Source organism: Paenibacillus sp. OAE614, assembly GCF_040546645.1.
Taxonomy (GTDB): Bacteria; Bacillota; Bacilli; order Paenibacillales; family Paenibacillaceae; genus Paenibacillus_AQ; species Paenibacillus_AQ favisporus.
On the sequence record NZ_JBEPOD010000001.1, the window covers coordinates 6,163,423 to 6,178,992 of the forward strand.

The window sequence follows — 15,570 nt, forward strand, 5'->3', positions numbered from 1 at the left end:
TGGGATCATGATTGTATTCGCTTTCAATTTTGCAGCAAAATAACCATCGGCAATACACCCGAGCTTGTCCTGTATCCAATTTAGCTTGCGGCATCTCCCCCTTTCAGCAGGCGGCTTGCTTCACCTATGAACCTTAAGGAACACCGGCCTTACTGGCCGGTGTTCCTCCAGGAATGAGCAGGCTCCCAGTTCAGGATTGACTTCGCCCGGGCGTTGGACACGAGCGCCGTCAACTTACCTGGGTCCTTGCCTGGAAAAGGCACCTGCGGATAATACTTGGCTGCCAGCTCGCTGACGCTTGCATCGCTCAGCAAGTCGCTGGATGTGACGTTCAGGCGGCATGCCTCCGCCTGTCCTTGCACGGGTGCTTCCAGCGCAAGCCGGCAGGCTGAAGCGGCGTCGCGCGCGTCGACATAGCTCCATAGAATGCGGTGATGTCTGGCGGTATCACTGAAGGCAGCAATCTCCCGATCGTATTCATTCGGCGCCAGAATCAAAGAGAAGCGGAGGGCATAGACTTCCATACCTGTACGGCGGGCGAACATATCGCCCGTCTGTTCGTTCACCTGCTTGGACAGCCCGTAGCTTTCCTGCGGCAGCAGCACATGCTCCTCGTCAACGGGGAGCGTATGCGGCGGAAAGGGATGCTTCGCCCAGCAGAATCCATAGGCCGATTCGCTCGATCCGAATACGACGCGCTGGATGCCGAGCTTCGAAGAAGCCTCCAGGATGTTGTATGTCGCCATGACATTGTTGGCGAAGATCCGCTCCGGCGAAAAGTTGATAGGATTCGGCACGGCAGCCAGGTGAACCACCGCATCCGACTCCGCCAAAATACCGTACACCTCGCCAAGCTGGGTCAAGTCCCCCTGGACATAACGGGCATAACGGTTTCTCCCGCTTGCCGGGCGGGCATCCGTTCCGATGACCCGGTATCCTGCATGGTTAAGCTCTTGAACGACGTAGTGGCCCAATTTTCCTTCCGAGCCGGTCACGACGATTTGTTTCATGATCTTTTCCTCCTTCCGGCCGGACCTTACGGACGAATCAGCGTTCCATCCGGCTTGCGGTCCAGCTTGTATGGGTGATGGTATGCTGCCAGGGAACCTTGATCCTTTACCAGGGCTGCCGCCTTATGCTCGTCGATATCGATGCCAAGCCCCGGTTTATCGTTCAGCTTCAAATGCCCGTGCTCCAAAACCGCGTGGCCCGGGAAGGCCTCCTTCTCCTCGCTGCGGAAATGGTTGATCTCCTGTACGCCAAAGCTCATGATCGCCATGTCCAGATGCGCGGCCGCGATTTGGTTGACCGGGTCGTTCTCCCCGCCTTCCTGCCACGCGGTGCGAACGCCGAAAGCTTCGCAGACGGCGGCAATTTTGCGGCATGGGGTAATGCCGCCAGCCTTGGAGACGCGCATCCGGACAAAGTCGATCAAGCGCTCCTGCACCAGTGTGAGCCACTCCTGCGGGTGAACAAACAATTCGCCGACGGCCTGCGGCGTGGTGCTCGTTTCTTTGACCCGCCGGTACCATCCCGTATGCTCCGATTGCAGCAAGTCTTCCACGAAGAACAGGCGGTAAGGGTCCAGCGCTCTCGATAAGCTGACGGCGCCGGAAGGGCGTCAGATGCTCGTGAACGTCATGCGTAAAGCCCAGGCTCATGCCGAACCGTACACGCAGCTTCTCGAACATGTCCGGGATCGCCGTGATGTAGCTCGCTTCCTCGAACACGCTGGCAGGAGGGAATTTCGATACGCCCTGCGGAGTGACGAATCCGCCTCCGCCGTAGCCCCCAAGCTGGCAGCGGATCACGCCGAAGCCCTGCTCCTGGAAGGCATGCACCTCTTCTTCCAGCTGCTCGTAGGTGGCACCGTTGGCATGCGCATAACAAGGAACGGCCGAACGGACCGCGCCGCCCAGAAGCTGGTACACGGGCATCCCCGCTTCCTTCCCCTTGATGTCCCACAGCGCCATGTCGATACCGCCCATGGCGGTATGAAGCGTAGAGCCGTTGCGCCAATAACCGCTCGTATACATCGTCTGCCACAGGTCCTCGATCTGGCCTGCGTCCCGTCCGATAAGCACCGGTGCCAGCAGTTCCTCAATGATGCTGACCACAGCTCCCGGCTGGTAGATATCGCTGGCCGAGCCGATGCCGTACAATCCGTCCTGGTCCGTCATGACTTTAACGATGACCCAGCTTCCATCATGTCTCGTTCGAATGCAGCGTACTGCCGTTATTTTGGCCATACCGCTTTCCCCTCCCCAAAATGGACTATATTAACGCAGAGCCGGCCGAATGCCGATCGTCTGAATTTTTGCCGGCCCCAGTTCTACCGTATACCGGCTTTGCTCGTTTCTCCCCATCTCTTCCCCGCGCTGTTCAATGATGGTGCTTTCATAGACGCCGTTCACCTGGAATGAAGGCTTGACCGACAAAGTAGACGGCTCAGCCGTTGAGACGTTAAATACCCGGAACATCAGATCCTCGTTCTCCTCGCCCAGTTTGAGTGCGCTGAAGGCAAGGCGGTCGCCTTCCCATTCGAGGAACGTATGATTCCCCGGCAGCTTGCCGCCGTGAACTCCCGTCTGCCGAACCGTCCATGGAACCGGGAATTGATAAGCCTCGATAAATGCGCCGGATTCAACCACATCGGCATCATGGGAAATCAGCTTCATTTCCAGGATGTGCGCTCCCAGGCACTGCGCTTCGGGTGTAGCGAATACGCCCCAATCCCCAAGCTCTCTGACGCCGCGCACGAGCGTGACCGCCATCGTGTTATTCGCCGGAAGCACTTCGTATTCGTTCAGTCCCTGATTCGCGACGGTAAGGCCCGCTTTGCCGTCGCTCAAGCTGATGAACGCATTCTGATGCTGGGCGTTGCTCGGATTGCTCCACGCGGCTTCAGGCTGAATCGGGCGCCGCGTCACTTCATAAATGGAGTCCGCCATCACATGAGCCGCCGCCAGTCCGGTCTTGAACAGCATACGGATGCGGTGGTCCTTCACCGTGTTGTCGATCATGCTCCGGATGCCGACGCAGCGGCTGTCCTTGCCCAGGGTGAGCTCCGTGACGATCTTCACCCCGGCCGTCTCGCTAACGCGGCGGGATTTGCGGTACCGGAAAGGGACCATGGAGCGAATCTCTTCGTCCAGCAGCGCATCCGCTCCAAGCGGCAGGTTCCAGACGCGCTCGATCCGGTATACGGCGGCCAGCGGCGTATGCTTCACCAGCCGGATACCCGCCGAAAGGCCCTCCGTCGTCAGCGGCGCTTCTCCATCCGGCTGCCGGTACATGTATTCGTTCCCGATGTCGCCCGTGTCCTCGTAAATGCCAAGCCCTTCATACTTCCGGCCATTCACTTTATCCAACAGCGTAAAGGAGCCGTCTTCCGCGATCTCCACCCGAAGATAACGGTTCTCCATCGCGTTGCCGCCTGCGTTCACGCCGCCTGCAGCAGGCGAAACGGACTCGGCTTTGGCCAGGGAATCCTTGCGGACAAGGGCGTAGGACCGATAACCGATCCCTGGAACGTCCTTGACATAGAGCTCCACATCCACCTGAAAAGCCCAATAAGGCTGACGGAATCGGTCATCCGGGAGGTCATAGCCGAATACCGGGCCGAGTGGCTCGATGTTAGCCTCAACGGGCTTGCCTCCTTCGTCCGTTACGATCCATTCCTCCGGATCAAAAGCCTGGTACTCTTCTTTGAACGCTTCGTATTTCTCGTTCGGAGCCTGATGATCGAAATAGCGGCGCTCTATGTCCACCGTCGTGCGAACCACGCCGGAACGGGAATGGCCCGACGTGTTAAAGACGACGAAAGGCCGCGCCGATTCCGGGTCAAAGCCGGAGGTGTCCACGGCAGCAGCTACCGCCGCGGCGCTGTCCGCGGCGATCGACTCCGCCACCTGCTGCGACTTGGCGAAGCGCGTCATCATCTCGCGGTGCACCTCGTCAACGCTGCAGCCGCAAATGCTGTCATGCGGATGGTTTTGCAGCAGCGTCTTCCACGCATACAGCAGTTCGTGCCGCGGATAGGCCGTACCGGTCAAATGGGCCATGACGGCGAGCGGCTCGGCCACCTTTTCCAGCAAGGTCTGGCTCCGCACGTTTTGCTGTTTGATGTACACCCGGGCCGACGCGGTATTGACGAGCGTGATCCACCCGTCCGTCCACTGGCTTCGGAGCTCGCCGCGCACGACATCGAGGGCATCCGGGTTCGCCTGACGAAGCGCTTCAATATACTCGGGGAAGCTGGAATGGCGGAACTCCACGTCCGGCAGCATCTCGGCGGCGGTGCGCAGCGCCCTGGACAGATCCTTCTGCAGCGGCTGGTGGTCGCAGCCGTTCATGAAGAGCAGCTCCGGTCCCGAGGCGAACGCTTCGGCGGCTGCCAGCTTTTCCGCCCAATACGCCTTCGCGGCTTCAGGGTCCGTCGGAATCTCCATTCCATTGTTGTACCAGTTGGCGAACAGGATCGCCAAAACCCGGGAGCCGTCGGGAGATTCCCAGTACATCTCGGAGTATTTTGACGTATGTTCGTTACCGGACTGGACCTCGTTGTTAAAGCCCACCGGCTTGACGCCGCGCCCGTATACGGCCACATCGATGCCCGCCTGGCGAATAAGCTGGGGTGCCTGCCCCATATTGCCGAAGGAGTCGGGAAAATAACCGATTTTCGCATATCCCCCCATCTTTTTCGAAAGGAGGATCCCGATCAGCAGGTTGCGCGCATTCGCTTCGCTGCTGACCAGAAATTCATCCTGAAGAATGTACCAGGGGCCGACGATCAGCTTCCCCTGTTCGACCAGCGAACGCACTTGTTCCGCCCGGTGCGGCATCATCTGCAAATAATCCTCCAGGACGATATATTGGCCGTCCAAATGAAAGCTGGCAAACTCCGGGTCCCGCTCGAAGGCCTCGATCAAATCCTCCATCAGGCGGACCAGCTTCAGCCGGTGTTTTTCGTATGGCAAATACCACTCTCTATCCCAATGCGAATGCGCAATAATATGCGCTGTTTTTATGGTCATCTCTTTCATCCCATTCTTGTATGTTTTCTAGTGCGCTAACGAGGGTACGGCATGAATGATGCGTTTTACATTTTGACCGAACCGACGGTCATGCCTTTAACGTACATCTTTTGCATAAACGGAAACGCGATCAGGATCGGTATGACGGTGATCAGCGCTCCGGCCATCAGCTCGTTCCATTTTTTAAATGAGGAGGAATCCAGGTACATCAGCCCCATCGGCAGCGTAAACATCTCCTGCTTGTCGACGATAATCATCGGCCATAGAATGTTGTTCCAGCTTCCGATAAAGTTCAGGATGGCAATCGTTCCGATCGCCGGCAGGGCCAGCGGCAGATAGACCCGCCAGTAAATCTTGAAGTTGCCGCAGCCGTCCAGAACGGCGCACTCGTACAGCTCATGCGATATGGTCCGGAAATAGCTCGTAAACAGGAAAATGGCGAACGGCGCAGCCCCGTTAATCATCGGCAGGATCATGCCGACGTACGTATTCTGCAGGCCGAGATTCGTCATGTTGATATACAGCGGAATGAGCGTCGTCACGCCAGGAACGAGCAGCAGCGCGATGAACGTGTAATACACGAATTTTTTGCCTCTAAATCTGAACTTGGCGAACGAATACGCCATCATCGTATATATCAGAACGACTCCAATAATGACGATGATGCTGACGACCACACTGTTGACGAAAAAGCGGTAAAAGTTCAGCTTGTTCCACACTTCTGCAAACGTGGACCACTCAGGCGCCCCTTTGGGGAGGGGTGACTGCGGATTGGCCAGTGCATCCTGGGATGTTTTCAAAGAAGTGCCGATCATCCACAAGAAAGGATACACGCAGGTCAGCCCGTATAAAACCAGAATGATGTGTTTGATAGTCTTGACCATCTCGGGTCCTCCTCTAAATGTCGACTTTGAACGACCGGATACTGAACATGGCAATGGCTCCGGTAATCAGGAAGGATATCCATCCGATCGCGCTGGCCAGCCCGTAATCGTTATTCAGGAACGCCGTCCGGTACACGAGCGTCCCGATGACCTCCGAGCTGCCTGAGGGTCCGCCGCCGGTCATGATGAACACGTTCTCGAACGCCTGGAACGCGCCGTTGACCATCTGAATGACCGCGATCAGCGTAATTGGCTTCAGAAGCGGCCATGTGATTTTCGTGATCATCGTCAGCTTGCTGGCACCGTCAACGTTCGCGGCCTCATACAAGGTAGGATCGATCGAGGTTAATCCGGCATAATACAGAATCAGCGTGCCCGGAAGGCCGCCCCATATCGAGGTAATAATGATGCCGATCAGCGACGTGGACGAGCTCCCCAGCATCCCCCCGGGTACGGTCAGAAAGTCGAGTCCGATCGCTTGAAACAGGGAATTAAAAGCGCCAGTAGGCTCAAACAGTCCTTTCCATACGTAAAAAATCGCCACGCCCGATGCGATCATCGGCAGGAAGTACACCGTGCGGTACAGCGACGCCATCTTTGTATTCTGCAGGACGAACGCCAGCACAATCGCGATAGGGATGACGATAACGACCTGGGCTGCACCGATCAGGACGTTATGCAGCAGTGAGTTGTAAAAGTTCTGAGTGACGATCGGGTCATCCCCGAGCAGAAACTGCCTGAAGTTAGCAAGGCCTTCGAAGCGGGCCGTCGAAAAGTCGATCCCCGACCAGTTGTAAAAACTGAGCAGGATCGAGAAGCCGACCGAATAGACGCCAACGGCGAGAAACAGGAGAACACCCGGCAGCAAAAACAGATACGGTACCCATTTATTTCTAGTTGTTATCATCTTCCATCACCTTTGGATTTGGATTAAGCAAGCGGCGGAAAGGCGCGTGTCCCTGCCGCCGTTTGCATCATACAGCCAGAGCCGATTATCAGTTGCCGCTGGCCTGCAGGCTCTTCATCGTATCGTCGAATTTTTTCGCAGCCTGTTCGGCCGTCATTTTCTTTTCGATCATGGATTGGATGGACTGGGCATACACTTCCCACTCCTTGTTCTTGCCCCGGTAAGCGTTGATAGCCGGCTGTGCTTCCGAATACGGTCCGGGCTCGGTAGCGAACGAGTCAACGATCGCCTTCAGGTTCGGATCGAGATCTTTGGCACGGTCGCCCAAATTCAGGGCCGGAACCGTATAGGCCGCATTCGCGAACGCAACGGCCGCATCCGGATCCGTGGTCATATACTTGATAAAATCAAGCGCGGCATCCTTGTTCTTCGAATCTTTATTCACGGACAGCATCGTCAGCGTAAACGGATCTGTCGTCCAGGAAGTGATTTTCGAGCCGTCAATCGGCGGCACAGGGAACGTGACGATATCCTCCGGTTTCATGCCCATCGCGAGCAGCGTGGACATCGTGAACGAACCGCCAAGGTCAAATGCGGCTTTGCCCGCGGCGAACGCCTGGTCCGCGCCGTCGATATCCGTTGACAAAATGCCCGGCATAAGCAAGTCTTTGTCAGCGAGCGTCTGTACCGCCTGAACAACCGGCAGATGCTCCGGGTCGCTCATTTTCGCTTTTCGTTCGAGCAGGTCAATATACGATTGAGGCCCGCCATACATGATCGCCAGCGCGGATCCGGCCCAGTTCTCCCACAGGTCGGACGTTTTAGCGCCAAAGACAAGTCCCGGTGTCCCCGTCTTGCTCTTGATCGTTTCCATCATCGTGACGAACTCTTCCCACGTTTTCGGAGCTTCGGCGGTAAGCCCTGCCTTCTCGATCAGCTGCTTGTTGCCGTAAAAGGTAAAGAATCCGCCGATATCGAGCGGCAGTCCGTAGAACTGCCCCGCCTTCAGCGACTTTTGTACTGTCGTGGCGTTTTTGTCCTTCTGCCAGGAATCGACTTGGCTCTGGCTCACTTTGATCGGATCCATGGCCGTACCGTAATACTTGCTCAGCACGTCGTCGCCGACTTCGCCCGACAGCTCAAGCACGGAGCCTTCGATGGAGTCGCCCGCTGTCGCCCACCAATTGACGACGTCGGGGAGATTTTTCGAGTTGGCCGCCGCCTGAAACTTTTGTCTGTAAGTATCGTCAGGCGTAAAGGTCTCGACATCCACTTTCACTCCGGTCTTCTCCTCGTACAGCTTGGCTGCCGCTTCGATTCCCGGCGTGTAAGCGACCTTCCAGGTCCACATGGTCAAATGCTTGCTGCCTTCCGCGCTGCTGCCGCCCTCCTGCTTCTGTCCGCCTGAGCAAGCGCTTACAAACAAGCAAAGAACGGACAGCACCGTTACCATCAAGGTTGCTTTTCTTTTCATGGGATAACCACCTTTTCGCTTAATCGGTTAATATGGGTTTTTATTTCTGAAGGACCCTACGGATTGCAATCCCTTTCAATATGGCGGATTTGGATACCACCCCCTTGTTAAAATATGACAAGTGCCACCCTTGCCCCGCATCGCTTCCAGCCTTCTTTCCACGATGCCTTCACGATGTTCGACTCAACTTATGATAACAATATAAACATCTTATTTTTTAATGTAAATGTTTATTTTTTTATTACAACTTAATTAGAGATAAGATCAATATCACGAATAACCATTGAAACGACTCGTATTTTTCACTAGATTATTTAGGGAAAGGAACTACAAAAACATACCATTCGATATATTAACTTGTATTTTATACTTGTTCGGGTTGGATAATTGTAATATATTTTAAACAGACCTATTCTCGAATGGAGCGCCAAACATGACGAAAAAGTTTACTCCCATGTATAAAAAAATCGAAAATTATATCCTGGAGCAGATCCGCAGCGGGAACTGGAAGCCGATGAACCGGATCCCCTCGGAGAATGAGCTCTCGGATCAATTCGGAGTAAGCCGGATTACGGTCAAGAATGCGCTGTCCGACCTCGTGGACAGAGGCATCGTATACCGCATGCAGGGAAAAGGTACCTTCGTGTCGGAACAAAGAACGGAAGCTCTGTTTCCCCCGCTGTCGACCGAAGCGGCACTGCCGTCAAGCAAGACCGTCGGCTTTTTGCTGCCCCGCTTGGACAACCGTTTTACCGCCAATTTGCTCAGCGGTATTGAGGATTCCTTAGCGGAGAAAGGCTATCATCTGCTCTTTTCCAAAACGAATGACTCCCAGGAGTGTGAAATCCAGAAAATACGCGAGATGAAGCAGGCCGGCGTCGCCGGACTGATCATCTATCCCGTAGAAGGCGAAAATTACAATAACGAAATTCTGTCGCTGACACTGAACCGATTTCCGCTGGTGCTGTTGGACCGGCTGCTGAAAGGAGTGGAGACCAACTCGGTCAGCTCCAACAACTACGAAGCAGGCCAACAGGCCGTTCAGCATTTGTACGATCTGGGGCATCGGCATATCGGATTTATCTCCACCAAATCGGAAGGAACCTCGAGTATTGAGGATCGGCTTGCCGGATACGAGCAGGCACTGGAAGACCGCCACATTCTCATCGACCGCAGCCTGCAGATGACCCGTTTGGGGATGGACAATAGCGACGAAGAGGTCATCGAGATGATCCAGCAGTTTTTGCAGGCCAACCCGCATATGACCGCGGCCCTTTCTTCGAATTTCAGCCCGCATGTCATCCAGGCTGCCTTGGCTATGGGACTGCGGGTACCTGAGGATCTCTCCGTGGTCTTCTTTGACGACGTCGTATACCCCGATTTCAGCATCGTTCCCCCGACGGCCGTGGTGCAGCAGGAACGGGAGTTGGGCCGGGAGGCCGGAAAGCTCATTGTTGAGCAGATCGAAAACGACGCACCCGGGTACAGGCAGATCAAGCTGCCGACCCGCCTCATTCCGCGCCGTTCGACGTCGGTGCATGCCGGCGCTTCCGTTTCCCCAAGAGGGCTGTGACGACGCATTTAAAAAGCAAAAAACCGACGTTTTCACGTCGGTTTTTTAATAGATAGAGAACCTTACGGCCCTCCCTATCGATTGAAAAATTATAGATATTCGCATGTGAAATTCGAAAATTGGGCAGCAGCGTCTTTGCCGCGTGCGTACAAACCGATGATGACACCCGTAAATCCTCCCGCTACTTCAGATGAAAGGTATTTCGTCTGTGCGGTGCCAAGCTGTATTTCCTGGCCGTCCGCTCGCAGAATGAACCGGTAGTGCGTAGGGCTGGCCTGGATCACCAGGGAGGCGCGGCTGCTATTTTTCAAATCGACAGCCTTCTCGATGGACTTGATATCCCCAACATTCAGGCGCTCAATGACTTCATATCTGCTTCCGCCTTGACGTATCGCCAAATCGTAATGATGGTTCTCGTCCATATAGAGTGTAATGCCGGCTTCGCCTTGAGTGAGGCTTACGTCGCAGGAAATCACCGCTTCAAAATCCTTTTGGCGAATTCCGATGAAAGTGGGAGAATCCGCTTGATCGAGCGTTATCTCGGTGCCTCTCAGCTCCAGCACGCCTTGCTCATACGAGTAGTTGCCAAGATCCGGATGGCGCAGATAACACCAGTCCTTGTCCCATTCCATATTTTCAAAAGTATAGCGCTTCTTCTCCTGCTGAACGACTTCATCCGGAATGCGGTCGGTTTCAAAGGACGACAGCGTCGTGCCATGATGTCCTGCCGTGAACCAGCCGTCCTCGCCGAACGTAACCGGTGTCAAAAATACCTCGCGCCCCAGATGATGATAAGGAATCCACTGTCCCATCTGCCGGAATCCCAGGTGAAGCAGCCACCAGTTTCCTTTCTCGTCTTGAACGAGATCGCCGTGGCCCACCGCCTGCACTTCATAGCCGCCCATATTCCGGTTGGTTAACACAGGGTTATGGGAATACGGTTCAAACGGTCCGGAAGGAGAATCTCCCCGCGCGTAGGTCACCATATGGCCAAACTCGGTGCCCCCTTCTGCGGCTACTAAATAATAGCGTCCGTCGATTTTGTATAAATGCGGGGCTTCGAGATAGCGTCCTCCCGTCCCCTGCCAGATGGAGCGGCTTGGCGTCAGCTTCCGTCCGGTTTCGATGTCGATTACACACTGCACGATGCCGCCGATACCATCATCGTCCACGCCGTTGCTCATAAAATAAGCTTTGCCGTCTTCAAAATACAAATCCGGATCGATTCCGCCCTGATCCACACCGATCGGGTCCGACCATTCTCCGTAGATGTCGTCCGTCCATACATAGAAGTTTTGGCGCGTCGTATCGTTGGTCGTGGTCATGTAGAACCGTCCGCCGTTATACCGCAGGGTAGGAGCAAATACACCGCCTGAGCTGTTGACCTTGTCCAGCTGAATTTGGCTCTTACGCGTCAGACAGTGGCCGATCTGGGTCCAGTTGATCAAATCCTTGCTTTCAAATAGAGGGACGCCGGGAAAATACTGCATCGAACTGCAAACGAGATAATAAGTATCGTTCACCTTGCAAACGCTGGGATCGGGATAAAACCCTTTGATGACCGGGTTATCATATTTCATGGGTTCACCTCTGTATGAGATCTGCATAGATGGTTTGAATTTTACCTTACCGCGAAGAACAAAAATACCCAAAAAATCAGCAGAAAAATCATGTCAAATTAAAACTTTATGATTATCCTGTCACTTGTTCAGAGCTCAAAGGATGCCGGAGAACATTGGGATAAATAACGCCCTCTTTGCAATCTTCAGATTTTCTTTAGATTTCCCCCCATAAAGTCCTCAGATTTTTTCGTTATGATGGTTCATGCCAACAACAAGCGATACAGCTTGATGAATCATAACTTTTCATAACTGTCCGATCACTTTATTGGGGGGAACACCGCATGAACATCAATGAACATCTGCTATTTTTACAGGGATTCTTTAAAGAGCCCAAACGGGTAGGGAGCGTCAACCCGAGTTCCCGCTTCCTTGCCGCTAAAATGGTTCAGTCCGTACCCTGGAACGAGGTAAAGGCTGTTGCGGAACTCGGATCAGGTACAGGCGCGATCACACGTTTCATAAAGCCGCAGTTACATGAATCTGCAAAAGTGTTATTGTTCGAAAGAGATAAAAAGATGAGAAATCATTTAAGGATCGAGTACCCGGATTTCCCGTGTTATTCGAATGCCTGCCAGCTCGTTAAAATCATCCATCAAGAAGGCATCGGCCAGCTTGACTGTATTATCAGCGGTTTACCCTTTTTTAATTTTACGAGTGAAATGCGCGAAACCTTGCTTCATCAAATGGTTGAGGCGCTAAAACCAGGAGGCGTCTTTGTCGCTTTCCAGTACTCTCTGCAAATGAAAAAGCAGTTTGCCAAGGCATTCACCATTGAAAACATCGAGTTTGTCCCCCTCAACTTCCCTCCGGCTTTTGTTTACACCTGCCGCAAAAAGGAGATGCTGTAAAACATCTTGGCGCCGGATCAGCTTGGAAATTGGTTTCGGCCAACCCGTTATGTAGAATTAATATGGGCGCAAATGTTGAACGGCTGCAGTACCCGTAATCCGAAAATAAAGGAGCAGCATACCATGAACACTGTGCTTGTCGTAGACGACGATCCGGAAATTCGAGACGTCATCCACGTTTATTTACGCAATGAAGGATACCATGTTCTGGAGGCGGCAGATGGTCTGGAAGCGCTGAGTATCATCCAAACAACCCCGGTTCATCTGGTCATCCTGGATGTGATGATGCCGCGAATGGATGGGATTAAAGCTTGCATGAAAATCAGGGAAATATCCAGCACTCCCATCATCATGCTGTCGGCCAAAGAAGAAGATATCGATAAAATTACGGGGCTGACGACCGGAGCGGATGATTACATGGTCAAGCCCTTTAATCCGCTGGAATTACTTGCACGGGTCAAAGCTCAACTGCGGCGGCAATCCTTAATCGGAAAAGAGGAATTTCATTCTCTGATCATCCTTAAAGACCTTGTCATAGATAAGGCTAAGCATGCCGTCACCTTAAAAGGAAACCACATTTCGCTAACTCCTCTGGAGTTTTCCATTCTGGAGCTGCTCGCGACTCATCCTGGGCAGGTATTCAGCTCCGAGAAGATTTACGAAAGCGTATGGAAAGAGCCATACGGCTATTCGGACAATACCGTGATGGTTCATATTCGCAATCTACGGGAAAAAATAGAGGATCGCCCAAGAGAGCCAAAATATATTAAAACCGTTTTGGGGAGTTGGCTATAAAATTGAATGAACACGTAAAGGAGCCAAAAAGAAAGAAAAAGATCCAGATCCATATGTTAATCCAAATGGTGATCAGTTTGATCATCGCTACGGCCATAAATGATCTATGCATTTTATTATTCTTAAAGATATTGAAATGGAACGTTCTCCGAGATATCTTTCCTTACTTTCTAACCCCCCTCTTTTTTATCATCTTTATCCTTACCTTTTTTATGTTGACACGGCGGATCGTGAAAGACCTGGTTCATCTGGAACACGGACTGCAAAAGATCTCTGAGGGCGATTTAAACTATCGAGTGGATGTGAAGCGAAAAGATGAGCTCGGAAGGGTTGCACACAACATCAATTTGATGGCGCAGCGTTTGCAGCAGCAGATTGAAAAGGAGCGGGAACTGGAGAACTCCAAGATGGAGATGATCACGGGAATTTACCACGACTTGCGTACGCCGCTTACGAGCATTATCGGCTATATCGAGCTTTTAAGAACAAATTCCTTCCAGGATCAAGATGAGTATACGCGGTTTGTGCAAAACACTTATAACAAGGCTGTACATTTAAAAAAACTGCTCGATGATCTGTTTGAGTATACCCGGCTGACCTCAACTGAGCCTCGCCTCGACTTAAAGCCAATCGATATATTTCAGCTTCTCGATCAGCTTCTTTTTGAATTTGAGCCGATTGCCCTGGAGAATGAAATCACCATCGTGAAAGAGATTGGCAGCTCTCCTGCGATTACCCTCATTGACAGTGAAAAGATAGCCCGAGCCATCGATAATCTGCTGATGAACGCCTTGAAATACTCGGAAAAACCGGGGACCGTGCGCGTCATGATGAAGTCGGATCATCGGCATATCATCATTGAAGTCGAAAATAAAGGAACGCCCCTTACTGAAGAGCAAGAACATAAACTCTTCGAACGTTTTTATAAGGTAGACCATTCCCGAAGCAGTGAAGGCATTCAATCCGGCGCCGGTCTTGGCCTTTCCATTGCCCGGAACATTGTGGAACTGCACGGAGGAACTTTGACGCTCCTGCATAGGAATCGATTGTTTACATTTCATCTGACACTGCCGTTAAGGGATAACACAGATGAATAGGTCAATTAGGTATATTAAAAAAACTTAAGCCAGTAGGGACGCAGGAGTCCCCGGCTTAAGTTTTTTCTTTTCCAGACTAACCGGCTACCGGCAATGTCGCCGCATGAAACACGCATTACAGGATGATTATTTACGTACAACCGTATAACCTTTATCCTCCAGCAGTTTAATCACGCCATGTTCACCCAGATAGTGGGCTGCGCCGACGACGATGAAGTACTCCGCTTTCTTGTCGCTTTTCAGGTATCCGTCGATTTTATCGGCCATGCCGATGTTGCGGTCGATCAGCATCGCTTTGTTATACTCCGCGTCTCCTGCCATGCTGTTCGTCAGCTCCAGCAGCGCCTTTTCGTCCCCTTTTTTCCACATGTCCGCCATTTGGTCAACGCCGTCGTCCAGGACGTCGAAATTGTCCAGTGCTGCATTGAGGTTCTTCTCCTGCAGCTCTTTGGAGAACTGATCGAACATGCTCAGCTGGGACTCGTAGGATTCCAGCTCCACGATCGGAATTTTGCGCTCCAGCGCCTTTTGAATGAAGTACAGGTCAATGCCTTCCGTTGCCTCATATCCGGCCATCACCGATTTCAGGCTGCTGATGGTCGTCTCCACGACCCACGGTTTGAATGCATCCAGTGCATCCCGTTTCATTCCGTTTTGCTCCAGAATGTCCCCCACTTTTGCATACGTTACCTTGGACACATGGTCCTTCAGCGTCGTACCGTCCTGATACATGCCCAGCTTCATGATCATGTTCTGCTGCTCTTCGTCGGCTGCCTTGCTGAGATCAATCTCAACGCCCAAATAATCGGCTTCGGCAAAGGCCTGCTCGAATTCCGGGCGAAGCGGGTAGAAGCTGTCGTCCGCAATATGCATGGACCCTACCAGGTACACCGTGTTCCCGTTATTTTGCACTTCCCACATGAAGCCGCGGCCGGCTTCCTTCGTTGCTTTTGAGAGCAAGAATACCGTGCGGGTTGCCGGATCCCAATAGACCGTGTAACCGGCGGCTTCACCAATGGTCCGGACCGGCACGTAAGTCACGCCGTTAACCTGTGTCGTCTTGCTGCTCAGCGTGATCTTCTGATCACCCGCAACGGCATGAATGGTTCCGTTCTCTACATCGGTCAGCTTTACGTTTAGTGCTTCAAGCGTCGTGCGCAGCGGAACCAGCGTGGTGCCCTGATCGACAATAGGTGCACTCGTGGCAAAATCGATGGTTTTGTTATTGACCTTGAGTTCCGGCTGCAGCGGAGCAGCCATGGCCGGAGCCGCTGTAGCGAGCATTCCTGCAGAAATCATAAGAGATAAGAGCGTTCGTTTCCAACTTTTCATTT

Annotated in this window: 11 protein-coding genes and 3 pseudogenes; 4 read left to right on the forward strand and 10 right to left on the reverse strand. The window is 52.9% G+C overall.

Translation table 11 applies throughout. The features are described 5' to 3' along the window. Positions 1–149: 149 nt before the first annotated feature. The 8 genes and pseudogenes from ABIE48_RS28270 to ABIE48_RS28305 form a co-directional block, all read right to left on the reverse strand. Positions 150–1,010 (reverse strand): NAD-dependent epimerase/dehydratase family protein, encoded by an 861-nt coding sequence (locus tag ABIE48_RS28270; protein WP_192715931.1) that lies wholly within the window; start codon positions 1,008–1,010, stop codon positions 150–152. Positions 1,011–1,036: 26 nt separating this feature from the next. After that, entirely contained in the window at positions 1,037–1,183 is a 147-nt protein-coding gene (locus tag ABIE48_RS28275) for a hypothetical protein (protein WP_354520785.1), read from the reverse strand. A 12-nt stretch (positions 1,184–1,195) separates the two neighbouring features. After that, positions 1,196–1,564 (reverse strand): annotated as a pseudogene (locus ABIE48_RS28280) (enolase C-terminal domain-like protein); the annotation flags it as partial. 409 nt (positions 1,565–1,973) lie between these two features. Next, positions 1,974–2,249, reverse strand: a pseudogene (locus ABIE48_RS28285) (mandelate racemase); the annotation flags it as partial. A 30-nt stretch (positions 2,250–2,279) separates the two neighbouring features. Next, entirely contained in the window at positions 2,280–5,036 is a 2,757-nt protein-coding gene (locus ABIE48_RS28290; protein WP_192715933.1) for an alpha-mannosidase, read from the reverse strand. A gap of 65 nt (positions 5,037–5,101) precedes the next feature. Then, complete coding sequence (locus ABIE48_RS28295; protein WP_076172898.1) at positions 5,102–5,920, reverse strand: carbohydrate ABC transporter permease; 819 nt, start codon at positions 5,918–5,920, stop codon at positions 5,102–5,104. 13 nt (positions 5,921–5,933) lie between these two features. Further along, the gene (locus ABIE48_RS28300) at positions 5,934–6,827 is read right to left on the reverse strand and encodes a carbohydrate ABC transporter permease (protein WP_192715934.1); all 894 of its coding nucleotides are present in this window, start codon (positions 6,825–6,827) and stop codon (positions 5,934–5,936) included. A gap of 88 nt (positions 6,828–6,915) precedes the next feature. Then, positions 6,916–8,301 (reverse strand): ABC transporter substrate-binding protein, encoded by a 1,386-nt coding sequence (locus tag ABIE48_RS28305; protein ID WP_192715935.1) that lies wholly within the window; start codon positions 8,299–8,301, stop codon positions 6,916–6,918. Between the two features lie 433 nt (positions 8,302–8,734). Here ABIE48_RS28305 and ABIE48_RS28310 point away from each other — a divergent pair, with 433 nt between their 5' ends. Next, the gene (locus ABIE48_RS28310) at positions 8,735–9,874 is read left to right on the forward strand and encodes a GntR family transcriptional regulator (RefSeq protein WP_192715936.1); all 1,140 of its coding nucleotides are present in this window, start codon (positions 8,735–8,737) and stop codon (positions 9,872–9,874) included. 89 nt (positions 9,875–9,963) lie between these two features. Here the strand turns inward: ABIE48_RS28310 and ABIE48_RS28315 are convergent, their stop codons facing one another. Then, positions 9,964–11,454 carry a glycoside hydrolase family 43 protein gene (locus ABIE48_RS28315; protein WP_192715937.1) on the reverse strand — a complete coding sequence of 497 codons (1,491 nt, stop codon included), beginning with the start codon at positions 11,452–11,454 and terminating at the stop codon, positions 9,964–9,966. Positions 11,455–11,777: 323 nt separating this feature from the next. Between ABIE48_RS28315 and ABIE48_RS28320 the strand changes: the two genes are divergently transcribed. The 3 genes and pseudogenes from ABIE48_RS28320 (at position 11,778) to ABIE48_RS28330 (ending at position 14,236) form a co-directional block, all read left to right on the forward strand. Next, positions 11,778–12,344, forward strand: coding sequence for a class I SAM-dependent methyltransferase (locus tag ABIE48_RS28320; protein WP_192715938.1), 567 nt, complete (start codon positions 11,778–11,780; stop codon positions 12,342–12,344). A 123-nt stretch (positions 12,345–12,467) separates the two neighbouring features. Further along, positions 12,468–13,149 (forward strand): annotated as a pseudogene (locus ABIE48_RS28325) (response regulator). After that, positions 13,142–14,236 carry a sensor histidine kinase gene (locus ABIE48_RS28330; protein WP_192715939.1) on the forward strand — a complete coding sequence of 365 codons (1,095 nt, stop codon included), beginning with the start codon at positions 13,142–13,144 and terminating at the stop codon, positions 14,234–14,236. The pseudogene ABIE48_RS28325 and the gene ABIE48_RS28330 overlap by 8 nt, the downstream one beginning before the upstream one ends. 126 nt (positions 14,237–14,362) lie before the next feature. Here the strand turns inward: ABIE48_RS28330 and ABIE48_RS28335 are convergent, their stop codons facing one another. Then, positions 14,363–15,568 carry a TraB/GumN family protein gene (locus tag ABIE48_RS28335; protein ID WP_192715940.1) on the reverse strand — a complete coding sequence of 402 codons (1,206 nt, stop codon included), beginning with the start codon at positions 15,566–15,568 and terminating at the stop codon, positions 14,363–14,365. Positions 15,569–15,570: the final 2 nt, after the last annotated feature.